This window comes from Bacillus sp. sid0103, from assembly GCF_019219025.1.
Genome location: NZ_JAHUWN010000016.1, coordinates 18,439 through 41,252, shown reverse-complemented (window position 1 = coordinate 41,252; position 22,814 = coordinate 18,439). Strand labels below are relative to the sequence as shown.

Annotated in this window: 25 protein-coding genes; all 25 read left to right on the top strand. The window is 37.5% G+C overall.

The window, feature by feature from the left end; genetic code table 11:
- Positions 1–245: 245 nt before the first annotated feature.
- Positions 246–1,556: a ribosome biogenesis GTPase Der gene (gene der, locus KW850_RS17930; RefSeq protein ID WP_218349089.1), complete on the top strand. Its 1,311-nt coding sequence runs from the start codon at positions 246–248 to the stop codon at positions 1,554–1,556.
- Between the two features lie 26 nt (positions 1,557–1,582).
- Positions 1,583–2,635, top strand: a complete 1,053-nt coding sequence (locus KW850_RS17925; RefSeq protein ID WP_218349272.1) for an NAD(P)H-dependent glycerol-3-phosphate dehydrogenase — start codon at positions 1,583–1,585, stop codon at positions 2,633–2,635.
- Positions 2,636–2,916: 281 nt separating this feature from the next.
- Positions 2,917–3,102 (top strand): DUF2768 domain-containing protein, encoded by a 186-nt coding sequence (locus KW850_RS17920; protein WP_218349087.1) that lies wholly within the window; start codon positions 2,917–2,919, stop codon positions 3,100–3,102.
- 32 nt (positions 3,103–3,134) lie between these two features.
- The gene (locus tag KW850_RS17915; RefSeq protein WP_218349086.1) at positions 3,135–3,845 is read left to right on the top strand and encodes a hypothetical protein; all 711 of its coding nucleotides are present in this window, start codon (positions 3,135–3,137) and stop codon (positions 3,843–3,845) included.
- Positions 3,846–4,117: 272 nt separating this feature from the next.
- On the top strand, positions 4,118–5,596 hold the full coding sequence (gene spoIVA, locus KW850_RS17910) for a stage IV sporulation protein A (RefSeq protein WP_218349084.1): 1,479 nt from the start codon (positions 4,118–4,120) through the stop codon (positions 5,594–5,596).
- A 537-nt stretch (positions 5,597–6,133) separates the two neighbouring features.
- The gene (locus tag KW850_RS17905; protein ID WP_026563932.1) at positions 6,134–6,406 is read left to right on the top strand and encodes an HU family DNA-binding protein; all 273 of its coding nucleotides are present in this window, start codon (positions 6,134–6,136) and stop codon (positions 6,404–6,406) included.
- Positions 6,407–6,557: 151 nt separating this feature from the next.
- Positions 6,558–7,124, top strand: coding sequence for a GTP cyclohydrolase I FolE (gene folE / locus KW850_RS17900; RefSeq protein ID WP_218349081.1), 567 nt, complete (start codon positions 6,558–6,560; stop codon positions 7,122–7,124).
- A gap of 32 nt (positions 7,125–7,156) precedes the next feature.
- Positions 7,157–7,393, top strand: a complete 237-nt coding sequence (mtrB, locus tag KW850_RS17895) for a trp RNA-binding attenuation protein MtrB (protein ID WP_218349080.1) — start codon at positions 7,157–7,159, stop codon at positions 7,391–7,393.
- 204 nt (positions 7,394–7,597) lie between these two features.
- On the top strand, positions 7,598–8,419 hold the full coding sequence (locus KW850_RS17890) for a heptaprenyl diphosphate synthase component 1 (protein WP_308128823.1): 822 nt from the start codon (positions 7,598–7,600) through the stop codon (positions 8,417–8,419).
- A 7-nt stretch (positions 8,420–8,426) separates the two neighbouring features.
- On the top strand, positions 8,427–9,131 hold the full coding sequence (locus KW850_RS17885; protein WP_218349079.1) for a demethylmenaquinone methyltransferase: 705 nt from the start codon (positions 8,427–8,429) through the stop codon (positions 9,129–9,131).
- A gap of 43 nt (positions 9,132–9,174) precedes the next feature.
- Positions 9,175–10,137 (top strand): heptaprenyl diphosphate synthase component II, encoded by a 963-nt coding sequence (gene hepT / locus KW850_RS17880; protein WP_218349078.1) that lies wholly within the window; start codon positions 9,175–9,177, stop codon positions 10,135–10,137.
- 99 nt (positions 10,138–10,236) lie between these two features.
- Positions 10,237–10,683, top strand: coding sequence for a nucleoside-diphosphate kinase (gene ndk / locus KW850_RS17875; protein ID WP_026563926.1), 447 nt, complete (start codon positions 10,237–10,239; stop codon positions 10,681–10,683).
- Between the two features lie 161 nt (positions 10,684–10,844).
- Positions 10,845–12,017, top strand: a complete 1,173-nt coding sequence (gene aroC, locus KW850_RS17870; protein WP_218349270.1) for a chorismate synthase — start codon at positions 10,845–10,847, stop codon at positions 12,015–12,017.
- Complete coding sequence (gene aroB, locus KW850_RS17865; RefSeq protein ID WP_218349077.1) at positions 12,017–13,087, top strand: 3-dehydroquinate synthase; 1,071 nt, start codon at positions 12,017–12,019, stop codon at positions 13,085–13,087. The genes aroC and aroB overlap by 1 nt, the downstream gene beginning before the upstream one ends.
- Before the next feature lie 14 nt (positions 13,088–13,101).
- Complete coding sequence (gene aroH / locus KW850_RS17860) at positions 13,102–13,476, top strand: chorismate mutase (protein WP_218349076.1); 375 nt, start codon at positions 13,102–13,104, stop codon at positions 13,474–13,476.
- 54 nt (positions 13,477–13,530) lie between these two features.
- The gene (gene hisC, locus KW850_RS17855; RefSeq protein WP_218349074.1) at positions 13,531–14,619 is read left to right on the top strand and encodes a histidinol-phosphate transaminase; all 1,089 of its coding nucleotides are present in this window, start codon (positions 13,531–13,533) and stop codon (positions 14,617–14,619) included.
- A gap of 36 nt (positions 14,620–14,655) precedes the next feature.
- Positions 14,656–15,762, top strand: coding sequence for a prephenate dehydrogenase (locus KW850_RS17850; protein WP_218349073.1), 1,107 nt, complete (start codon positions 14,656–14,658; stop codon positions 15,760–15,762).
- A 42-nt stretch (positions 15,763–15,804) separates the two neighbouring features.
- A complete protein-coding gene (gene aroA / locus KW850_RS17845) occupies positions 15,805–17,094 on the top strand; it encodes a 3-phosphoshikimate 1-carboxyvinyltransferase (RefSeq protein ID WP_218349072.1) in 1,290 nt (429 codons plus the stop codon).
- A gap of 139 nt (positions 17,095–17,233) precedes the next feature.
- On the top strand, positions 17,234–18,136 hold the full coding sequence (locus KW850_RS17840; protein ID WP_218349071.1) for a hypothetical protein: 903 nt from the start codon (positions 17,234–17,236) through the stop codon (positions 18,134–18,136).
- Positions 18,137–18,157: 21 nt separating this feature from the next.
- Positions 18,158–19,423, top strand: a complete 1,266-nt coding sequence (locus KW850_RS17835; protein WP_218349069.1) for a tetratricopeptide repeat protein — start codon at positions 18,158–18,160, stop codon at positions 19,421–19,423.
- Positions 19,424–19,456: 33 nt separating this feature from the next.
- Complete coding sequence (locus tag KW850_RS17830) at positions 19,457–20,023, top strand: ReoY family proteolytic degradation factor (protein WP_218349068.1); 567 nt, start codon at positions 19,457–19,459, stop codon at positions 20,021–20,023.
- Positions 20,024–20,133: 110 nt separating this feature from the next.
- On the top strand, positions 20,134–20,598 hold the full coding sequence (locus tag KW850_RS17825) for a YpiF family protein (RefSeq protein ID WP_218349067.1): 465 nt from the start codon (positions 20,134–20,136) through the stop codon (positions 20,596–20,598).
- Between the two features lie 143 nt (positions 20,599–20,741).
- Positions 20,742–21,248, top strand: a complete 507-nt coding sequence (locus tag KW850_RS17820; RefSeq protein WP_256358321.1) for a QcrA and Rieske domain-containing protein — start codon at positions 20,742–20,744, stop codon at positions 21,246–21,248.
- A 1-nt stretch (position 21,249) separates the two neighbouring features.
- Entirely contained in the window at positions 21,250–21,924 is a 675-nt protein-coding gene (gene qcrB, locus KW850_RS17815; RefSeq protein ID WP_144547447.1) for a menaquinol-cytochrome c reductase cytochrome b subunit, read from the top strand.
- A 61-nt stretch (positions 21,925–21,985) separates the two neighbouring features.
- Positions 21,986–22,759, top strand: a complete 774-nt coding sequence (locus tag KW850_RS17810; protein ID WP_218349066.1) for a menaquinol-cytochrome c reductase cytochrome b/c subunit — start codon at positions 21,986–21,988, stop codon at positions 22,757–22,759.
- The last annotated feature ends 55 nt before the right edge of the window (positions 22,760–22,814 follow it).

Genomic DNA, 22,814 nt, shown 5'->3' with positions numbered 1-22,814 from the left:
TTTTTAGACAATAGCTTTTCCGCATATTCCACATTTCGTTTTTTTCCATTGCGGGAAAGGATTAACATTGATAAAATAACATAGTTAGGCCCTTCTAGAACACAGAAGGGTTTCTTTACTTAATAAGAACTTAAGGGATTGATCCCGCATTATCGGGAAGTAAGCCCCCCACTGATGTAATTTTCACTCTATGCTAACATACTAAAAAGTATTTAAATATAGGAAAGAAAGGATGGCGATTGTAATTGGTTAAACCTGTTATTGCCATTGTAGGACGGCCCAACGTAGGAAAATCAACGATTTTTAATCGAATTGTAGGTGAAAGAATTTCCATAGTTGAGGACATCCCAGGAGTTACAAGAGATCGTATTTATAGTTCTGGTGAGTGGTTAACACATGACTTTAATCTTATCGATACTGGTGGAATTGATATTGGTGATGAACCGTTTTTGGAACAAATTCGTCAACAGGCTGAAATCGCTATTGATGAGGCAGATGTAATTATCTTCTTAACAAACGGACGTGAAGGTGTAACTGCAGCAGATGAAGAAGTGGCAAAAATACTCTATAGGTCTAAAAAGCCTGTTGTATTAGCTGTTAATAAAATAGATAACCCGGAAATGCGGGATCTGGTCTATGATTTTTATTCGTTAGGATTTGGAGAGCCTATTCCCATTTCAGGTTCACATGGTCTAGGATTAGGGGACTTATTAGATGAAGCTGCAAAACATTTTCCCAAAGACAAATTTGAAGAGTATGGTGAAGATGTCATTAAATTTTCATTAATTGGACGTCCAAACGTTGGGAAATCCTCTTTGGTGAATGCCATTTTAGGTGAAGAACGCGTAATCGTCAGTAATATTGCCGGAACCACTCGTGATGCTGTGGATTCTCCTTATACATACAATGGGGGAAAATATGTCATAATTGATACAGCAGGTATTAGGAAAAAAGGAAAGGTTTATGAAAGTACGGAAAAGTATAGTGTACTTCGTGCCCTGAGGGCAATAGAACGTTCGGACGTTGTTCTTGTTGTGATTAATGCTGAAGAAGGAATCATTGAACAGGACAAAAAGATTGCTGGTTATGCTCATGAAGCGGGCAGGGCGGTTGTTATCGTGGTAAATAAGTGGGATGCTGTTGAAAAAGACGAAAAGACGATGAAAGAACTCGAACAGAAGATAAGGGAACATTTCTTATTTCTTAGTTATGCTCCAATTGTGTTTTTATCTGCTAAAACCAAAAAACGAGTGCACACACTGCTTCCGATGATTAATATAGCTAGTGAAAACCATTCGATGAGAGTGGAAACAAGCGTACTTAATGATGTGATCATGGATGCAGTAGCTATGAATCCGACACCAACTGATAATGGCAGACGCTTAAAAATATACTACACAACACAAGTGGCAGTTAAACCGCCGACTTTTGTTGTATTTGTAAATGAACCAGAATTGTTGCATTTTTCGTATGAACGCTTCTTAGAGAACAGAATAAGAGAAGCTTTTGGATTTGAAGGGACCCCTATCAAAATTTATGCAAGAGAAAGAAAATAAAGATAAGGCGGGTGTAATTTGAATTGATGGATACTAAAACAGCAATAGCCGTAATTGGAGCTGGAAGTTGGGGAACTGCTTTGGCAATGGTGCTTGCAGACAATGGGCATGAAGTTCGTCTATGGAGCCATGCTGAGGAGCAAGTAAAAGAAATTAATGAGCAGCATACAAACAAGAAATATCTCCCGGAAATTGTCCTTTCAGAATTAATTGTTGGATATGCATCATTAAGAGATGCATTATCGGGAGTAGATACACTTATATTGGCTGTCCCTACAAAGGCGATTCGTGAGGTCATCGGGAAAATTCGTGAAGTACATACTGAACCATTGACAATCGCACACGTTAGTAAAGGGATTGAACCTGATTCGTTAATGCGTATTTCAGAAATTATTAAAGAAGAGATGCCAAAAGAATTATTGAAGGATGTCGTTGTCCTCTCCGGTCCAAGTCATGCAGAGGAAGTAAGCCTCAGACACCCAACAACGGTAGCAGTAACTTCTGAAAATATGGAGGCTGCAGAAAAGATACAGGATTTATTCATCAACAACAATTTTCGAGTTTATACCAATTCTGATGTCATCGGTGTTGAAATTGGTGGTGCCTTAAAAAATATCATTGCACTTGCTGCGGGTATTACTGATGGGCTGGGCTATGGAGATAATGCTAAAGCTGCATTAATGACACGTGGATTAGCAGAAATAGCTCGACTTGGTACGAAAATGGGGGCAAACCCATTAACCTTTTCTGGACTTGCAGGAATAGGTGATTTAATTGTTACATGTACAAGCGTTCACTCACGTAACTGGAGAGCAGGAAACCTATTAGGGAAAGGCAAAACCCTTAATGAGGTATTGGACAACATGGGGATGGTTGTTGAAGGTGTTAGAACCACCAAGGCTGCTTATCAGTTAGCTAAAAAGTATGATGTTAACATGCCAATTACTTTTGCCCTTTATGATGTCTTATTTAATGGCAAGAACGCAATCGATGCTGTAGATGTATTAATGGCTCGGGGAAAAACACATGAAATGGAAGATTTGGTAAATGTTTTAGAGGAACGAAATACCGAAGACTGAAAAATGTTCATAAAAAATGAAAATGGGCTTGGCAGAGCTGATGCATTTGAAAAGTTTTTCATAATAAATGGGCGTTCGGTGAGACCTATTGTGTTTAGGTTGCATACAATGCTACGAAGCAACCTAGTAGTTATACGCTGGAGTATGGGTTATTTAGTCGTTAAAGCTGAAGTAAAGAATTCGCCCCTCTTTACTTCAGTTTTTTTTCTTTAGTTCAAAAGTTTTCTTGAAAAGCTATCGCTTGTGATATAATTAATTTTCGAAAAAAGGGGGAGTTATATTTGTCGCCAGCTATGTTTAAAATGTGGGTCTCGATTGCAGGAATGGGATTTATGTTCCTTTCAATTATAACAATTTATTTAAGTAGATATAAATTAAAAGGGGTACTCCGAATTATTACAGCAATTATCGCTTACATATTAATGATTATTGCCGGAATAACGCTTCTTATTGTTTTTTTAACATAATTGACGTAAATACATAAATAAAAGGTGATTGTATGAAATGGAATGTACTCGGTGGTTTTCTAGCAATAATGATTCTTTTGCTGACAGGATGTATGTATCCCGAAGAGGAATTAGCAAAGAATCAAATTCCTTATAAAGATCAAATCATAGCTGTTCAAACGGCAGTAGATGCCTTTAGAGCGGATAATGGCGGGATCCTTCCGATTAAAACAAAAGAGGCAGAAACTCCAATTTATCAAAAGTATCCTATTGATTTTAAAAAAATCTCACCTAAATATATCGCAGAGCCACCTGGGAATGCTTATGAAAATGGCGGGGTTTTTCAGTATGTGCTTGTTGATGTTGAAACTAAACCTGCTGTTAAATTATTTGATTTAAGAATAACAGAAGCGATACGTGATATAAAATTAAGAATTAAAACAAAAGGATATCCTCCCTATAAAGAACAGCTAGCAAAAAATGTTTTTACTTTAGACTATAAACAATTAGGGTATAAAAAAGCACCTTTTGTAACTAGTCCATTTTCAAATCAGAATTTATCTTTTGTGATTACGGGCAATGCTGAGGTATATGTAGATTATCGCCCTGATTTATACCAAGCAATGAAAAATAATGACATTAATGGAAAACCAGGTGAGGACATTCGTCCAATTTTAGTGAAGGATTCCATGTTTGTACCTGCCTATTCATTACCATATACCTGGGATTCTAAGACGAAGGAACCAGTATTTTTAGAAGAATAAATAGTCATAACCCTTTTCCACTGAAATATATTGTAGGAGAAGGGTTTTTTTTTTTTGATAATTCCAAAGAAAAACATATATTGAAACCCTCCACAATCTCGAATGTTCAGACACTATAGATACAAGAGAACCTAGTACATTTTTTATAAGGGGGTAAAAAATTTTTAGAAAAGTGTCATAACATTATAGGACAACGTCATAAACATATATTGTCCAAAAATACCTAAATGGATGTTTAATCCCACTTTACTCTATGATCGGGAGGGGATCACTTGGAAAAGGTTGATATTTTTAAAGATATTGCCGAGAGAACTGGCGGTGATATTTACTTAGGAGTAGTAGGAGCAGTACGAACTGGAAAATCTACATTTATTAAAAAATTTATGGAGCTTGTTGTGTTACCGAATATAAACAGTGAAGCTGAGAGGTCACGTGCACTTGATGAGTTACCTCAAAGCGCGGCTGGAAAAACAATTATGACAACTGAACCGAAATTTGTGCCGAATCAAGCGGCCACAGTTCATGTTGATGATGGATTAAATGTTAATATCAGGCTTGTTGATTGTGTCGGCTATACGGTTCCAGGTGCGAAAGGTTATGAGGATGAAAATGGTCCAAGAATGATCACGACCCCTTGGTATGAGGAACCGATTCCTTTCCATGAAGCTGCTGAAATTGGCACAAGGAAAGTTATTCAAGAGCATTCTACCATTGGAGTCGTTGTAACAACCGATGGAACGATTGGTGAGATTCCAAGAAGTAACTATATTGAAGCTGAAGAACGAGTGATAAACGAACTGAAGGAAGTTGGCAAGCCGTTTATCATGGTCGTTAACAGTGCACAGCCATACCATCCAAGCACTGAAACATTAAGATCAAGCTTAGCAGACAAATATGATATCCCTGTAATTGCGATGAGTGTTGAAAGTATGCGTGACAGCGATGTCCTTAATGTCCTTCGTGAAGCACTTTACGAGTTCCCCGTCCTTGAAGTTAACGTGAATCTGCCAAGTTGGGTAATGGTCCTAAGAGAAAACCATTGGCTGCGAGAAAGCTATCAAGAGGCTGTCAAGGATACAGTAAAAGATATCAAGAGATTAAGAGATGTGGACAGAGTGGTTCAACACTTTAGTGAGTTTGAATTCATTGAAAGAGCAGGATTAGCAGGAATCGAAATGGGCTCAGGGGTAGCTGAAATCGATTTATATGCACCGGATGAATTATATGATGATATTTTAAAAGAAATCGTCGGAGTCGAAATCCGCGGGAAAGATCATCTGCTCGAATTGATGCAGGATTTTGCTCATGCTAAAGCAGAATATGACCACATTGCCGATGCGTTAAAAATGGTGAAACAAACGGGTTACGGTATTGCATCGCCAACTCTTTCCGATATGAGTCTTGAAGAACCGGAAATTATTCGTCAAGGTGCAAGATTTGGTGTCAGGCTGCGGGCTGTAGCGCCATCCATTCATATGATTAAAGTGGATGTTGAATCAGAATTTGCACCGATCATTGGTACTGAAAAGCAAAGTGAAGAACTTGTAAGATATCTAATGCAGGATTTCGAGGATGATCCATTATCGATCTGGAATTCAGATATCTTTGGCCGTAGTCTAAGCTCCATCGTTCGAGAAGGCATCCAAGCAAAGCTTTCCTTAATGCCGGAAAATGCGAGATATAAATTAAAAGAGACATTAGAGAGAATTATAAACGAGGGATCAGGCGGCTTAATTGCCATCATCCTTTAGGCTCTGGACTCCCAATCGGAGTCCTTTTTTTTGTTGAAGGCTGTGTTTTTGATATTGTATCTATATTGATTGTAGCGGAAGGTGCGAGATTCCTGCGGGAGTACAGGACTGGAGAGACCTGCAGGCGCTAATGCGCATGGAGCGCAAATCAATATGCAAAATTAACACAGCCCTTGTGAAAAAGGGAGCTTGATATGGAGGAAAACTCCCAGTATTTTATAATATCTACCAAAATAGGTCGAAATAAGTAGGATTTTGTTGAATTAAAGAAAAGATTACCATAATTTCATGAATTCTTCTTGATATGCTGTATTGATTATGATAATCTTTTAACTGAATTACGTTATAGTGTGTGAACCCTTATCACATCAGGGTTTTTCCTAAAAAAATAGATTTGAATTACTAATTTAATCATTTTAGATTATTTTGTAATAAAACTGAGCTATGACGTATAGAAATTAGAAAAATTGTTTAGAAATGTAGATAAGTAATCTTATTTACGAATCTTGATAATTTCTTTGGGAGGAGGTGAAAGGCATGAACAAGACAGAACTTATTAATGCAGTTGCTGAAGCTAGCGAACTTTCTAAAAAGGACGCAACTAAAGCAGTTGATGCTGTTTTTGATGCGATTTTAGATGCTTTAAAAAATGGTGATAAAGTACAATTAATCGGTTTTGGAAACTTTGAAGTACGTGAGCGTGCAGCACGTAAAGGTCGTAACCCTCAAACAGGTGAGGAAATCGATATCGCTGCTAGCAAAGTTCCAGCATTCAAACCAGGTAAAGCGCTTAAAGACGCAGTAAAATAATTACATAAATTTATTGCATAGGCGAATGCTTAAGCAAAAAGGTCATGGTAAAGTCCATGGCCTTTTTTCTATATTTTTGCTTGAGCTTTAATGAATGTGCTAATATGTATTTGTCATATATACTTGACTGATCATTAGGAGGAATTTTTATATGTCACAAGTGAATCGTGCCCAAATTGAAGAAGCGGTACGTTTAATATTAGAAGCAATCGGTGAAGACCCAAATCGTGAAGGTCTTCATGATACACCAAAACGAGTGGCAAAAATGTATGAAGAAGTTTTTAGCGGCTTAAACGAGGACCCAAAGAAGCATTTTGAAACAATCTTTAGTGAAGATCATGAAGAGTTGGTATTGGTTAAAGATATCCCATTTTATTCCATGTGTGAGCATCATCTTGTACCTTTCTTTGGAAAAGCACACGTAGCATACATTCCTAAAAATGGACGTGTGACTGGATTAAGTAAATTAGCAAGGGCAGTGGAAGCCGTCGCAAAGCGGCCTCAACTCCAAGAACGGATCACTTCCACGATTGCAGACAGCATGATGGAAAAACTAGATCCACACGGGGTCATGGTAGTGGTTGAAGCAGAGCATATGTGTATGACCATGCGCGGTGTTAAAAAGCCCGGTTCAAAAACTGTAACCACTGCAGTCCGCGGTATTCTCTCGGATGATGCTATTGCACGGTCGGAAGTGCTTTCTTTAATTAAGTATTAGTCCAATTTTCAAACAGTATTTGAGGTGATTAAATGGAGAAACGATATAATCAAAATAGTGAGTATGTAGTGATTAAGGCAATCGATGATGGTGTAAATGTGATCGGCTTAACCAGGGGATCTGATACTAAGTTTCATCATTCAGAGAAACTGGATAAAGGAGAAGTCCTAATTGCTCAATTTACTGAGCATACATCAGCAATTAAAATCAGGGGAAATGCGAAAATATTAACACACCTCGGTGAAATTGAAAGTGAAATAAAAAAATAATTCCAATCACACTGTTTTCATCTTATTTCATAGCAGCTAAAATGATTATTTTGTGAATTTCTGCCTAAAGAAAACCTTTTATGGTATAATGGTGTCTGCCTTGTTTTTAGAAAATGATTAGGATTTTCTTTATTAAATGGCATGAATTTTACTATTCAAATAGGAAATAAGAATACATAAAGACATTACTTAGGGGAAGCAAGGGTGATTTTTTTGCTGGACATTCGACAAAAATTTACAAATATTAGAGAGCAAGTTGAAAAAAGAGTTTGTGACACATACTTGCTTAAATATATTGAAATTCCAATTATTGATGAAGATAAACTTCTTATCTTAATCTCCATTATGGAACGACTCGAATTGTCATACAGCGATATGCAGAATTATGCCTTATCCACAATGTTAATCCAAATCGCCCTTGATACCCATGAACATATATCAGATGCATCTGTTGACGAAAAAAATCGTCAATTAACTGTTCTTGCTGGTGATTACTTTAGCGGCCTATACTATAAGCTTTTGGCAGAATCAGAAGATATATTGATGATCAAGGCACTTTCAAAAGGAATTAAAGAAGTTAATGAAAATAAAATTTCTGTTTATCAAAACGAATTAGTGTCAATAGATGAATTAATGACCAGCATAAAGCGGATAGAAAGTTCCTTACTAGGAAATCTTTCAGAATATTTTAAAGTAGATCTTTGGAATGATTTTCTTGAGAATTTGCTTCTGTTTAAACGGTTATTAAATGAAAAGACTCAATTTATTAAAACGGAAAGCTCAGTTTTGTTCGAAGCGTTGAAATCAATTGTTTATCCAATCAATAACTTTAAATTGAATGAATTATCAAGTGAGCAAAAAAGTCACTTGTTTCAATATTGTGACCTGTATCTTGAAAAAACAAAAAAAGTGATTGAAAAAGGATTAGCACAACTTCCGTATTTAAATGAACTCCTAGAGAAGAGAATAATGTCGCTCTTAAACCAGTACCAGCCAAATGCAAAAACTTTTGTGGAAGAAGGGTAATATAAACATGCAGGAATCGAAAGAACAGCGGGTTCACAATGTGTTTGAAAAGATTTCCGATAACTACGATAAAATGAATTCTGTTATCAGTTTTCAACAACACATCAAGTGGCGGAAAGACACAATGAAAAGAATGAATGTACAGCCGGGTTCACGAGCTCTTGATGTTTGCTGCGGTACTGCGGATTGGACAATTGCATTAGCGGAGGCTGTGGGTCCAAACGGTGGCGTTATTGGTCTGGATTTTAGCCAAAACATGCTCAATGTGGGGATTGAAAAGGTTAAGGACCTGGGGTTAAATCAGGTAAAATTAGTACATGGGAATGCAATGGAACTCCCTTTTCCAGATAATAGTTTTGACTATGTAACCATTGGCTTTGGTTTAAGAAATGTCCCTGATTACCTGACCGTATTAAAAGAAATGCACCGTGTGGTAAAACCTGGCGGAATTGCTGTCTGTTTGGAGACATCACAACCTACATTAATCGGATATAAACAGCTTTATTATTTTTATTTCCGTTTTATCATGCCGATGTTTGGTAAATTGCTTGCAAAAAGTTATCGGGAATATGCTTGGCTGCATGAGTCCGCACGTGATTTTCCAGGGATGAGGGAGCTTGCTAAAATGTTTGAACTGGCCGGCTTCAAAGATGTGAAATATAAACCTTATAGCGGCGGCGCAGCAGCTGTTCATATTGGTAAAAAAAATTAATTTATTGAACTTGAAGACAGGATGAAAAGCTGGGTGAATACAAATGAAATTAAAAATGATGTATTCATTTTTGAATTCGGATATTAATTTGATTGAAAAAAAGTTGGAAGAGACCATTGAGGCAGAATCTCTTCTACTTAAACAAGCTTCTATGCATACATTACAAGCCGGAGGAAAAAGAATTCGTCCTGTTTTTGTTTTGCTTGCTGGTAAATTTGGTAATTATGATATACATGTGATGAAGAATGTTGCTGTTGCACTAGAATTAATTCATATGGCATCACTTGTCCATGATGATGTGATTGACGATGCAGATCTGCGTCGAGGACAACCAACGGTGAAGTCTAAATGGGATAACAAAATAGCCATGTATACAGGTGACTTTGTTTTTGCTCTAGCAATAGAATTGATGACTAACATTGAAAATCCAACTGCTCATAAAATCTTAGCCAATACAATCGTTGAAGTTTCACTAGGCGAAATTCAACAAATAAAAGATAAATATCGTTTTAATCAAAATCTTCGCGATTACCTTCGTCGAATTAAGAGAAAAACGGCTTTATTAATTGCCGTCTGCTGTCAATTAGGAGCCATCGCTGCTAATGTAGAGGAATCCGTCCATAAAAAACTCTTCCGTTTTGGGTATTACGTTGGCATGTCTTATCAAATTATTGATGATATTTTGGATTTTACCTCTACTGAGCAGGAACTAGGAAAGCCTGCTGGGGGAGACCTTTTGCAGGGAAATATTACTGCTCCTGCCCTTTATGCGATGGAAATGGATGAATTACGTATAGAGATTGAAAAGGTTCATGAATCAATGGATCCTTCAGACATTACAAAGATTATCTCCATAATAAAAAACTCAGATGCAATTGAAAAATCAATTGCCCTTAGTGATATGTACCTCAAAAAAGCCTTGGCAGAACTAGAGGGGTTACCTGCAAATAAAGCGAAAAAAACTCTTCATGATATCGCAAAGTTTATAGGGAAACGAAAATTTTAAACTAACTTGTTAAATTTTCGAAAAAATGATAATATTTTTCATGGATTGTTATCTAAAAAACAATCATTATACATAATAATTTTTTTAGGAGTGGAATTCATGGAAAAAACATTTTTAATGGTAAAACCAGATGGTGTTCAACGTAACCTAATTGGAGAAATCGTATCACGTTTTGAAAGAAAGGGCTTTCAATTGGTTGGAGCTAAATTAATGAGTATTCCAAATGAACTAGCTGAAGAACACTATGGTGAACATAAAGAGCGCCCATTCTTCGGAGAATTAGTAGACTTTATTACTTCCGGACCGGTTTTTGCAATGGTATGGCAGGGCGAGAATGTAATCGCTACCGCTCGTCAAATGATGGGTTCTACTAATCCGAAGGATGCAGCACCTGGAACGATTCGCGGTGATTTTGGTTTAACAGTAGGAAAAAATGTAATCCATGGATCTGATTCACCTGCAAGTGCAGAGCGTGAAATTGGCTTATTTTTTAAAGATTCTGGAGTAGTAGAATACAATAAACTAGTAAACGAATGGATTTACTAATCGAATTAGAAGAGGGGCATTTGTATAGTCAATATACGAATGCCTTTTTTTTCTGAATTTTATTCTCTTTTTTCTGATTTCTTATACTATGTTTATTGCGCTGTATATGGTATATTGATACAAAATTCTTTAATGAGTTGAAGGGGGAAAGTGAAATGGGAATGAGATATCTTACAGCAGGAGAATCCCATGGGCCGCAATTAACAACAATTATAGAAGGCCTCCCTGCAGGAATGCCATTATTATTGGAAGATATAAATGAAGAATTATCGCGACGCCAAAAGGGTTATGGCCGTGGAAGAAGAATGCAAATTGAAAAAGATACAGCTCAAATTGTTTCTGGAGTCCGTCACGGATATACTCTTGGCTCTCCCATTGCCTTAGTCGTTCAAAACAATGACTGGAAGCATTGGACGAAGATTATGGGGGCAGAACCATTAGAAGAAGGACAAGAAGATGAAATTAAACGGAAAGTTACTCGTGCCCGTCCAGGACATGCAGATCTAAATGGAGCAATAAAATATGGGCACCGGGATATGAGAAACGTTCTTGAACGTTCTTCTGCACGTGAAACAACCGTGAGAGTGGCAGCAGGTTCTATTGCCAAAAAGCTATTATCATTAGTAGGTGTTGAATTAGTTTCACATGTGGTTGAAATAGGTGGAATAAAAGCTAATTTCGATAGTTCAATCTCTTTTGCGGAATTAAAAGAGAAGACAGAAAATTCCCCTGTACGATGTGCTGACTCTAATGTAGAGAGCGATATGATGGCTGCCATAGATGAAGCTAAGAAAAATGGGGATTCGATTGGCGGCGTCGTGGAAGTGATTGCTACGGGTATGCCAGCAGGCGTGGGAAGCTACGTTCACTATGATCGTAAATTGGATGGAAAGTTAGCAGCTGCGATTATGAGTATTAATGCCTTTAAAGGCGTAGAAATTGGCATTGGATTTGAAGCTGCTCGGAAGCCTGGAAGTGAAGTTCATGATGAAATAGCATGGGACCAAGAAAAAGGTTACTACCGTAAAACAAATCGTCTTGGAGGATTTGAAGGCGGAATGACAACTGGCATGCCTGTTGTGGTTAGAGGTGTGATGAAACCAATCCCAACATTATATAAACCATTAATGAGTGTTGATATTGACACAAAAGAGCCTTTTGCTGCAAGTGTAGAACGTTCAGACAGTTGTGCTGTGCCTGCTGCAGCAGTAGTTGCAGAAAGTGTTATTGCATGGGAACTTGCAAATGCATTAGTTGAACAATTTTACAGTGACCGGTTTGAGACTTTTGCAGAGGAAATTAAAAGGCAGCGGGAATTTGCGAGGGAATTTTAATGGAAACCATTCAAATTCATACAGAGTCGAAAAACTATAATGTTTTTGTGGGCGAAGGAGTTAGTAAGGAAATTGGCCCTTTTTTGGCCAGTCATTTTGCAGGTCTAACCAGAATATTAATTATTACTGATGAAACTGTAGCGAATTTGCATCTGGAAAAATTATTGTTGGAGTTGAATTCATTTAACCCGATAGTTTATACAGCTCCTAGTGGTGAGAAAGCAAAAACGTTTGATGTTTATTATGATGCGCTGTCAACAGCTCTTGAAAACCAACTGGACCGTAAATCTGTTATTCTCTCTTTTGGAGGCGGGGCAGTTGGAGATTTGGCAGGATTTGTTGCCGCATCCTTTATGAGGGGCATTCCGTTTATACAAATCCCAACCACAATTTTGGCTCATGACAGTGCCGTTGGCGGCAAGGTAGCCATTAATCATCCACTGGGGAAAAACATGATTGGGGCCTTCCATCAGCCAGATGCGGTTTTTTATGATTTAGCATTCCTTACAACACTGCCAGTTCATGAAATTCGTTCTGGTTTTGCTGAGGTTATTAAACATGCACTTATTGATGATGTCGATTTCTATCATTGGCTAAAAGATAATGTCCAAGACCTGCAAACCATACCAAAGGAGATATTATCTGAATCCTTAATAAAAGGTATAAAAGTAAAAGGTAAAATCGTTGGTCAAGATGAAAGAGAAAATGGGATCAGAGCCTACTTGAATTTAGGACACACGCTAGGACATGCCATTGAATCAGAAATGGGTTATGGCAACTTTACCCACGGGGAAGCCGTTATGATTGGAATGATTTTTGCCCTAAAGCTAAGTAAACAATTACTTGGACTTACTTTCGATATTGAAGAATTTATAGACTGGGTTGAGAGACTAGGTTATGAATCGAAAGTTCCAGGGAATCTATCATATGAGAAATTAATCAACAAAATGAAGCAGGATAAAAAGTCAGTTAGGCATGCAATTCGATTTGTCCTGCTAGAACAATTGGGTCAACCAATTGTAAAGGAATTAACGGAAGCAGTTTTACTTGAAGAATTAAATGGTTATTAAAAGGGGGTGTTGTTTTGATTAGAGGGGTAAGAGGAGCAATCACGGTTGATGAGAATTCAGAGGATGTAATTATCTCTGCAACAGAAGAACTTCTTACGAGGTTAATTGAAGAAAATCAAATTCAACCAGATCAAGTCGGGTCAATTTTCATTTCAACAACCGAAGACGTAAATGCAGCATTTCCTGCTAAGGCTCTTCGTAAGCTCGAAGGGTGGACTTACGTACCTGTTATGTGTATGCAGGAAATTCCTGTTCCAAATTCATTAAAGATGTGTGTTAGGGTCATGATGCATGTGAATACTAATGAACCACAAGAAGATATTATTCATGTATACTTAAAAGGTGCAACAGTTCTCAGACCTGACCTTGGCAGCAGTATAGCAAAATAGGTAGAATTTTGTAATGTTCTTTTAGAATAACCTTTTACGAACGGAGTGATAAACATGAGATGGAAAGAGCAGTTATTACAACTGACTCCCTATCAACCAGGGAAATCAATAGAGGCAGTTAAGAGGCAATATAACCTTGATAAAATAGTAAAGTTAGCATCAAATGAAAATCCGTTTGGATGCTCTGCACATGCTCTAGAGGCTCTTCAATCGAATCAAACCAGTTTAGCAATTTACCCTGATGGCTACGCAACTACTTTAAGAGAGACACTCTCTGCATTTTTACAGGTTGATGGAGAGGAATTAATATTTGGTAATGGCTCGGATAATTTAATTCAAATCATTTCAAGAGCACTTCTACATCCTAATTCCAATACTATAATGGCGACACCTACCTTTTCTCAATACAAGCATAACGCAGTGATTGAAGGCGCAACTTGTATAGAAGTACCTCTTGTAAATGGGGAACATGATTTGGAAGCGATGATGGAGGCTATTGATGATCAGACCAATGTGATTTGGCTGTGCAGCCCTAATAACCCCACAGGTACATATATACCAGAATCTAACTTATTAGCTTTTCTAGAGAAAGTTCCAACAGATATTCTGGTTGTACTTGATGAAGCTTATTATGAATATGTTGTCGCTGAAGATTACTATGATTCCGTTAAATTAGCTAGAAAATATGAAAATTTAATTGTCCTCAGGACTTTCTCAAAAATATATGGACTTGCTGCCTTAAGAATTGGCTATGGGGTTGCTAATCGATCAATCATTAAAGCACTTGAGCCGGCTAGAGAGCCTTTTAATGTCAATTCACTAGGTCAATTAGCGGCAACTGCTGCAATCATTGATCAAGAATTTATCAACAATTGTAAAGTAAAGAACAGACAAGGACTTGAACAGTTCTATGAATTCTGTAGGAAGTATAACCTAGAATATTATCCATCCCAAACAAATTTTATTTTAATTGATTGTAAAATGGATGGGGACCAGGTATTCCAATATCTATTGGAGAAAGGCTATATCGTTCGTTCCGGAAAAGCTCTTGGTTTCCCAAATGGGGTTAGAATTACCGTAGGTTCCTTTGAACAAAATGAAGGTGTCCTCAATGCATTAGGAGAGTTTTTAACTCAAAAGTAAAACAAGTTGTGGTTTGTTGTTTAGGGGGAGTTATCATTGAAAGGCCGAGTTTTTGTTATTGGCTTAGGATTAATTGGCGGATCTCTTGCCCTTTGTATAAAAAAGGCACATGAGGACGTAACAATTGTAGGTTTTGATATTAATAGTGAACAAGCGAGACTCGCAAAAATGCTTGGTGTTATTGATGAAATAGCAGAAGATATCTACAGTGGAGCAATTGATGCTAATTTAATTATTATTTCTGCACCTGTAAATGAAACGGAGGAAATTATTCAGTTCCTTTCGGGTCTCCCTCTTCATCCAGAGGTTATCGTGACAGATACAGGAAGTACAAAAAGCAAGATTGTTGGAAGTGCCAAAAGCCTAAAGGATCGAGGAGTCACCTTTATTGGTGGTCATCCAATGGCGGGTTCTCATAAAAGTGGTGTGTCTGCTGCAAAAGAAATTCTATTTGAAAATGCGTTTTACCTGTTAACTCCACAGGAACATATAGAAGAATCAAGTGTTGAAATATTAAAATCATGGTTAGTGGGTACGAAGGCCAAGTTTTTAACCATCACACCAGAAAATCACGATTATCTAACTGGGATTGTCAGTCATTTTCCTCATATCATTGCTGCCTCTATTGTTCGTCAAACTGAAAAGTTAGCAAAAGCAGAGAATCTAATTCCTCGACTAGCAGCAGGCGGATTTAGAGATATAACTCGGATTGCCTCAAGTAGTCCTAAAATGTGGAAGGATATTCTCCTGCACAATCGCGAAATATTAATTGATTTGCTCGATCAGTGGCAAGTAGAAATGAATGGTGTCAAAAAGTTGCTTGAAAATGAAAATAGCTCCGCAATATTTGACTATTTTAATCAAGCAAAACAATTCCGTGATGGTCTGCCTCAGAAAGATAAAGGGGCAATTCCGGCATTTTATGATTTGTTTGTTGATGTACCAGACTATCCAGGTGTAATTTCAGAGATCACCGGTTATTTAGCAAAAGAAGAAATTAGTATTACAAATATTCGAATTCTAGAAACACGGGAAGATATAAATGGTGTCTTAGTCATTAGTTTTCAAACAGAAGAGGACCGGCAAAAAGCAGAACGATGTATTGGGACCTATTCTAAATTTGAAACATCAATTGGTTCTTAAAGCAAGTTAACAGAGTCAAAATATAAAAAAAGGTGATTTTTCATGACGTCTCTTAAACTGAAAACAAACATAACAAGTTTAAACGGGGAAATAACTATTCCTGGAGATAAATCAATATCGCATCGGTCTGTAATGTTTGGTTCGATTGCACACGGTGAAACAAAGGTATCGAATTTCTTACCTGGGGAAGATTGCTTAAGCACGATATCTTGTTTTCGAAAACTTGGAGTAACCATCGAGGAATCTGATGGTCAACTTCGCATTATTGGAAAAGGATTTGAGGGGTTAATTGAACCTACAGAATTATTAGACGTTGGTAACTCTGGAACAACGATCCGATTATTAATGGGAATATTGGCAGGAAGACCATTTTTCTCCTCCCTTGTTGGTGATGAGTCAATCGGAAAACGGCCAATGACAAGAGTAACAAACCCGTTATCAGAATTGGGCGCCAGGATTGATGGGCGAAAAAATGGTTCCTTCACACCTATTTCAATTCGCGGCGGGGAGTTAAAACCCGTAAATTATCAACTTCCAGTTGCTAGTGCACAAGTTAAATCGGCATTAATACTCGCAGGACTGCAAGCAGAAGGTCAAAGTGTCATTATTGAACCAGAAGAGACACGTGATCATACTGAAAGAATGATCATTAAATTTGGCGGGGAAATCCATAAGGATAATCAACAGATTATCGTCAAAGGTGGTCAAAAGCTAACTGGAACGACGATTCACGTTCCAGGGGATATTTCGTCTGCAGCGTTCTTTCTAGTAGCAGGTGCAATTATTCCAGGAAGTGAAGTTGTCTTAAAAAATGTCGGGTTAAACCCAACAAGAACAGGAATTATTGAGGTAATGCAAAAGATGGGTGCGGACTTAAAGATCGTTCAAGATGAGGAATCGTCATTTGAACCGATAGGGGACCTTATTATTAAAACATCCAATCTCAAAGGTACAGTTGTTGAAGGAGATTTAATTCCAAAATTAATTGATGAAATTCCAATTATTGCTCTTTTAGCAACACAAGCTGAAGGAACAACGATTATTAAAGATGCAGAGGAATTAAAAGTTAAAGAAACAAATCGCATTGATACAGTTGTTCATGAACTAAAAAAATTAGGTGCTAAAATCGAAGCAACTGATGATGGAATGATTATTCATGGAAAATCCCCATTAAACGGCGGGGCCGTTTCAAGTCATGGCGACCACCGAATTGGAATGATGCTGGCTATAGCGGCACTCCTATGTGAAGAAAAAACCGAACTTGATAACCCAGAAGCCATTTCCGTTTCGTACCCGAACTTCTTTGATCACTTAAACAGCCTCATAAACTAAAGCTGCATTTCGATGCAGCTTTTAATTTTTTCACAAAATAGATTTTGTTACAAAGTCATAGTTTTGAGAATTTTCGCATAGCTTGTCTTAAAGAGTAAATTAACCCTGGAACTAACCCAATGAGATAGGGTGGTGGATAATGTATATCATTGAAAATGCCAATCTCCTTAAAGACAAACAGTTGAAAGCATGTTCACTATTAATTAGTAACAATCGAATAGACAAGATTGATACGCATTTTAACTATTATCGGCTTATAAAAATGAATGCTGCTCCATACATTATGACCCCGACATATGTTATGTTAAATTCAACTATTCCACAAATTAAAACCTTTCAAGAATTAAAGAAGTGTTTGATTGAGGAGTTTGTATTGAAAGGTTGCACTACCATGTTTACCTATGTTAATGTTTCCTACGAAAATGAATTATCCTCAAAGATATCCGAACTGAAAACAGCACTCTTAAGCAGCCCATTAGACTTTCTCATTGGGGTAAGGATTCCAATTAGACTTATTACTCAATCGTTTATTCGAAAATGTAAGAAGGAAAAAGTACCTGCCATTTTTGTTGATCTTCAAACCCATGAAGAATTGGAACAAATTCCTTGGGGCTGGATTAAAGATGCCATGTTTCCCTTCAACTGTCCATTAATCCCAATAATTTCTTCAGCCGAGAAGAAGGAAGTGAAGAGTGTTTTGTCGAAATGGAAAGGTACAATGAATAGAGAGAATATCCCTGCGCTATATGAAGAAATTGAAGAAAATACCCCATTGACTATTTCGGTAATGAATAAAATAGGATTATATCCGCAAAAAGCTAGTTTAATGAGTGGTACTGAAGTGAGTTATAACCTATATACAAAAATAATCGAAAGCCGGAATGTTGATGATATGAATTTATTTCATTATCATAGTGATAGACTTGTAGTAACTGTTCACAAGGGGGCCGTTCTGCGAGCAGGTAATGACGTGATATTTAAACCTGGATATGGAGAACATGTTAGGGTCCGCACCCCATCATTTTTTTCTCTGACAAGCTAGGAGAACGAGAGGTAAGAGTCAATGGAACGAGTTAATAAAATTATTACCATGTTAGAAAATGGTCAACATAATGAGGCATTAACTGAATATAATGTTGTATTAAAAAGTGGAATGCCGGATGAAAAATTCCTTCTCGGAGAAGAACTGTATCAATATGGCTTCTTAGAAGAGGCAAGGACTTTAATAGAAAATTTATTAGAAACTTTCCCTGAGGAAGGCGAGTTGCTCGTCCTGTTGGGTGAAATATTAGTCGAAGCCGGGGAAGATGAAGAAGCCATTCTTGTGCTTGAAAAGATTTCAGAGCACGATGCAAATTATGGACAATCATTACTATTGCTAGCCGATCTATATCAAGTTCAAGGTTTATATGAGGTTTGTGAACAAAAACTTCTAAAGGCAAAAGAGATATTGCCAGATGAAGTCATCATCCATTTTGCATTGGGTGAACTTTACAGTGATCAAGGTGAAGTTACCAAAGCTATGGAAGCTTACGAAAAGGTTTTAAAGGAAGTAAATGAAATTGCTGGTGTGAATATAGATCAACGGATTGCGGACCTCTTAAGTGCATCTGGAATGTTTGAGGAAGCACTTGTTTATTATGAGAAGGCCATTAATGAAAAATTAGAGATCAACACTTTATTCGGCTATGCTTTTACTGCACTTCAGGCTGGATATTATCGCACTGCTATAGGGAAATTTAATGAATTAAAAGAGCTGGATCCAGAATATCATTCTCTATATTTACACCTTGCGTTAGCATATGAAAGGGAGGGAGAACTTGAAAATAGTTTACTTACCATTCAAGAAGGCATAAAACAAGATGAATTCAATAAAGAGTTATTTTTCTTTGGTGGAAAAATTGCAACGAAATTAGGAAAAGTCGAGGAAGGAGAAAAGTATTACCGTGAAGCTCTAGCTTTAGACCCAGGTTTTATGGAAGCGGCCTTGACCTTAAATAAACTCTTTTTGCTCCAAGAAAGATACGAGGACATCATTGAGTTACTCACTCAACTGGATATTAGAGAAGATGAAGAGCCCCAACTTTTATGGGATGCTGCAGTAAGCTATCAGAAGCTAGAAAAATTTTCTTACGCATTAGACAAATATGAAAGTGCATATACTTTTTTTAAGAAAAATGAAACGTTTTTACAGGAGTACGGATATTTTTTAATTGAAGAAGGAAAAACCGACCGCGCCGCCGAAATTTTTAAACAGTTGCAAAATGAAGATCCAACAAATGAAGAGTATATGGATTTACTTGAACGGCTTACAGGGTTGAAAGATTAAAAAAAGCTGAATTTGCAGAGGAGGGAAACTATCATGGCAACCCCTGTTTCTGTCAACGAGAAGAAGGACTTTATTCGCTGGTTTTTAAATCATTATCAATTAAAGAGAAGAGAATGTGTTTGGATTCTTAACTACTTAATGAGCCACGATCAACTGATGGAGAAGGTTCATTTTGTGGAGCAAGCACAGTATTGTCCGAGAGGTTTAATTATGTCAACACATTGTGTTGATAAGGTACCATTTCGATTTTATAAAGAAAATGTAATGACAACAGATGCTGAAAAATCCTTCCACGATATACGGTTAAATCGAGATGAGGATATTTTTATCCAATTAAACTTCCATGCTTCTAATCAGGCACACCAGTATGCTGCGGTTCTGGAAGAAAATTTATACGTACCTAAACACCTGCAAGTAAATGAGAAGGACGGAATTATTGCAGAACAATTATTGCAGCGGAGTATTGAACACTTTCAACGTGAGAAAATCCTTCAATTAATCGATGAAGCCCTTGATAAACAAGATCGACATGCATTTCAAATGTTGACGCAAAAACTTAATGCACTAACAATGACTGAACAAAGAGGAAGCGTGCAATAAGCAGCTTCCTTTTTGTTTTGAATTTTTCTAAATATACCCATATATCTTTTATTGTTTGTGTAGAAAATGATATTATTATAATAGTGAAATTAAAGGGTTGGTGGAAAGCTATGAAATGGACATCCCAAGATATTGAGACTTATTTGAATGCCAAGGAATATGTTGACACGGCTATTGTTCCGTTAGTTGCCGTTTCTGTTGGTGGGGAGATGAAACAATCAGCTGCTGCAGCTGAGTTTATTACATTACTAACAGGACATTTAGAAAGGCAATTTACGGGAAGATTAATACTATTGCCTCCATTTACGTATCTGAAGTCCAAAAATGGTGAAAATACCATTAAGGATTTAAAGGATTGGGAGACCAACCTTGAAAAGGGGGAGTTTAAACACTTATTTTACATAACATCCGAAATCGAATGGAGAACACGAGAAGAATACCTAAACGGAACGGTAATATGGCTTCCATCAATACCGTTGGAACATATGAATGATTCACAGAAAATGGCGGTTGTTGATAGTCAAGTAAAGCAGCTCTTGGATCTCTTTACGCAAAAATGGCATGAAAATGAGTAAAACAATTTTTTAAGTATGTTTTTAAAATAGTATGATATTGACCTAACATGCAGATTGATATATCATTGTTATGTCCTAGTTTTATATGTGTTTAAATTTTGTCCGTTGGACTTAACTTCGTAAATAGAGGGGGGGATATAAGCATGAGTAAGCAACGCGTTTCAAGACGTCAATTTTTAAGCTACACATTAACAGGGGTAGGCGGTTTCATGGCGGCTGGTATGCTAATGCCAATGGTTAGATTTGCAGTTGATCCTGTTTTAAAAGCTGAAGAAGGCGGAGATTTCATCGCAACAAAGCAAAAGGTTTCTGAAATAAAGGAAGAACCGGTTCGAGTTGACTTTACTTTTAAGCAAAAGGATGCATGGTACGAGTCAGAGGTAACGAATACTGCCTGGGTTTATAAGAATGATGCAGGTAAAATTGTAGCCCTTTCACCTACATGTAAACATTTAGGCTGTACGGTTAACTGGAATACGGACAAGGAACATCCAAACCAATTCTTTTGTCCATGCCACTATGGGCGTTATACAAAGGATGGAACCAACGTTCCTGGTACACCACCACTTCACCCGCTTGATGTATATCCATACAAGGAAAAAGACGGTTTTCTTTATTTAGGTAAAGCTGAACCACGGAAGGAGGCGTAACATGTTAAACAAGATTTACGATTGGGTAGATGAACGTTTAGATATTACGCCTTTGTGGCGCGATATCGCAGACCATGAAGTACCTGAGCACGTTAATCCAGCGCATCATTTTTCAGCGTTTGTATACTGCTTTGGTGGTCTAACATTCTTCGTTACAGTCATTCAAATTCTCTCTGGTATGTTTCTAACCATGTACTATGTACCAGATATTAAAAATGCATGGGAATCTGTTTATTATCTTCAAAATGAAGTTGCTTTTGGACAAATTGTACGTGGTATGCATCACTGGGGTGCAAGTTTAGTACTTGTCATGATGTTTTTACATACTCTACGTGTTTTCTTCCAAGGTGCTTATAAAAAGCCTCGTGAATTAAACTGGGTAGTTGGAGTTCTTATTTTCTTCGTTATGCTTGGTTTAGGTTTTACAGGTTACTTATTACCTTGGGACATGAAAGCGTTATTTGCAACAAAAGTAGGTCTGCAAATTGCCGAAGCGACACCTTTTATCGGTTCGCAGGTTAAGGTTTTACTAGCAGGACATGAACACATTGTTGGTGCTCAAACATTAACCCGCTTCTTTGCGATTCATGTGTTCTTCCTACCGGGGGCATTGCTTGGATTAATGGGAGCTCACTTCTTAATGATTCGTAAACAAGGTATTTCTGGACCACTATAAAAAACGGCTTTTTTTATCGAAGTTTTTCTACTAACTACAGAAAAAGGAGGGGGATTGCTCGATGCATCGCGGTAAAGGATTAAAGTTCGTAGGTGATTCACGTGTTTTAGCGCCTTCTGAACGAAAAAAAATGATTCCGAAAGATTACTCAGAATACCCTGGTAAAACAGAGGCGTTCTGGCCTAACTTCCTTTTGAAAGAATGGATGATAGGAGCTGTATTTCTTGTCGGCTTTTTATGTTTAACAGTTGCCCATCCGGCTCCGCTTGAAAGGATTGCGGACCCGACCGATACTGGGTACATTCCATTGCCAGACTGGTATTTCTTGTTTTTGTATCAATTATTGAAATATACATTTGCATCTGGTCCATACACTGTAATCGGAGCAATGATCATACCAGGACTTGCTTTTGGAGGGTTATTATTAGCTCCGTTCCTGGATAATGGTCCGGAACGACGTCCAATGAAGCGTCCGATTGCAACTGGTGCTATGCTATTGGCATTAGCTGCCACCGTATTTTTAACTTGGGAATCTGTTGCGACACATGACTGGGCGCAGGCTGAACGCCAAGGTAAAATTGTGGCAAAGGTTGATATTGATAAGTCGAGCGCAGGCTATAAAATAGCTAGTGCAAATACATGTATTACTTGTCACGGTGAAAATCTTTCAGGTGGTGCCGGTGCTCCTGCATTAGTCGGTACTGGCTTGAAACCAGAAGAAATTGCAAAGATTGCCAAAGAAGGTAAAGGCGGAAAAATGCCGCCCGGAATCTTCAAAGGGACTGACGAAGAACTTAAAACACTTTCTGAATTTATCTCAGGCCTTGGTAAGTAATAATCAAATTGTGGAAAGCTGACGAAGGATCGTCAGCTTTTTTCTTCATGGAAAA

What these genes read in the sequence shown, in the direction of transcription:
- KW850_RS17925 (WP_218349272.1), top strand. Translation starts at nt 1,583, where the DNA reads ATGGATACTAAAACAGCAATAGCCGTAATTGGAGCTGGAAGTTGGGGA.
- KW850_RS17915 (WP_218349086.1), top strand. Translation starts at nt 3,135, where the DNA reads ATGAAATGGAATGTACTCGGTGGTTTTCTAGCAATAATGATTCTTTTG.
- KW850_RS17905 (WP_026563932.1), top strand. Translation starts at nt 6,134, where the DNA reads ATGAACAAGACAGAACTTATTAATGCAGTTGCTGAAGCTAGCGAACTT.
- folE (WP_218349081.1), top strand. Translation starts at nt 6,558, where the DNA reads ATGTCACAAGTGAATCGTGCCCAAATTGAAGAAGCGGTACGTTTAATA.
- mtrB (WP_218349080.1), top strand. Translation starts at nt 7,157, where the DNA reads ATGGAGAAACGATATAATCAAAATAGTGAGTATGTAGTGATTAAGGCA.
- KW850_RS17885 (WP_218349079.1), top strand. Translation starts at nt 8,427, where the DNA reads ATGCAGGAATCGAAAGAACAGCGGGTTCACAATGTGTTTGAAAAGATT.
- hepT (WP_218349078.1), top strand. Translation starts at nt 9,175, where the DNA reads ATGAAATTAAAAATGATGTATTCATTTTTGAATTCGGATATTAATTTG.
- ndk (WP_026563926.1), top strand. Translation starts at nt 10,237, where the DNA reads ATGGAAAAAACATTTTTAATGGTAAAACCAGATGGTGTTCAACGTAAC.
- aroC (WP_218349270.1), top strand. Translation starts at nt 10,845, where the DNA reads ATGAGATATCTTACAGCAGGAGAATCCCATGGGCCGCAATTAACAACA.
- aroB (WP_218349077.1), top strand. Translation starts at nt 12,017, where the DNA reads ATGGAAACCATTCAAATTCATACAGAGTCGAAAAACTATAATGTTTTT.
- hisC (WP_218349074.1), top strand. Translation starts at nt 13,531, where the DNA reads ATGAGATGGAAAGAGCAGTTATTACAACTGACTCCCTATCAACCAGGG.
- aroA (WP_218349072.1), top strand. Translation starts at nt 15,805, where the DNA reads ATGACGTCTCTTAAACTGAAAACAAACATAACAAGTTTAAACGGGGAA.
- KW850_RS17840 (WP_218349071.1), top strand. Translation starts at nt 17,234, where the DNA reads ATGTATATCATTGAAAATGCCAATCTCCTTAAAGACAAACAGTTGAAA.
- KW850_RS17835 (WP_218349069.1), top strand. Translation starts at nt 18,158, where the DNA reads ATGGAACGAGTTAATAAAATTATTACCATGTTAGAAAATGGTCAACAT.
- KW850_RS17830 (WP_218349068.1), top strand. Translation starts at nt 19,457, where the DNA reads ATGGCAACCCCTGTTTCTGTCAACGAGAAGAAGGACTTTATTCGCTGG.
- KW850_RS17825 (WP_218349067.1), top strand. Translation starts at nt 20,134, where the DNA reads ATGAAATGGACATCCCAAGATATTGAGACTTATTTGAATGCCAAGGAA.
- KW850_RS17820 (WP_256358321.1), top strand. Translation starts at nt 20,742, where the DNA reads ATGAGTAAGCAACGCGTTTCAAGACGTCAATTTTTAAGCTACACATTA.
- qcrB (WP_144547447.1), top strand. Translation starts at nt 21,250, where the DNA reads ATGTTAAACAAGATTTACGATTGGGTAGATGAACGTTTAGATATTACG.
- KW850_RS17810 (WP_218349066.1), top strand. Translation starts at nt 21,986, where the DNA reads ATGCATCGCGGTAAAGGATTAAAGTTCGTAGGTGATTCACGTGTTTTA.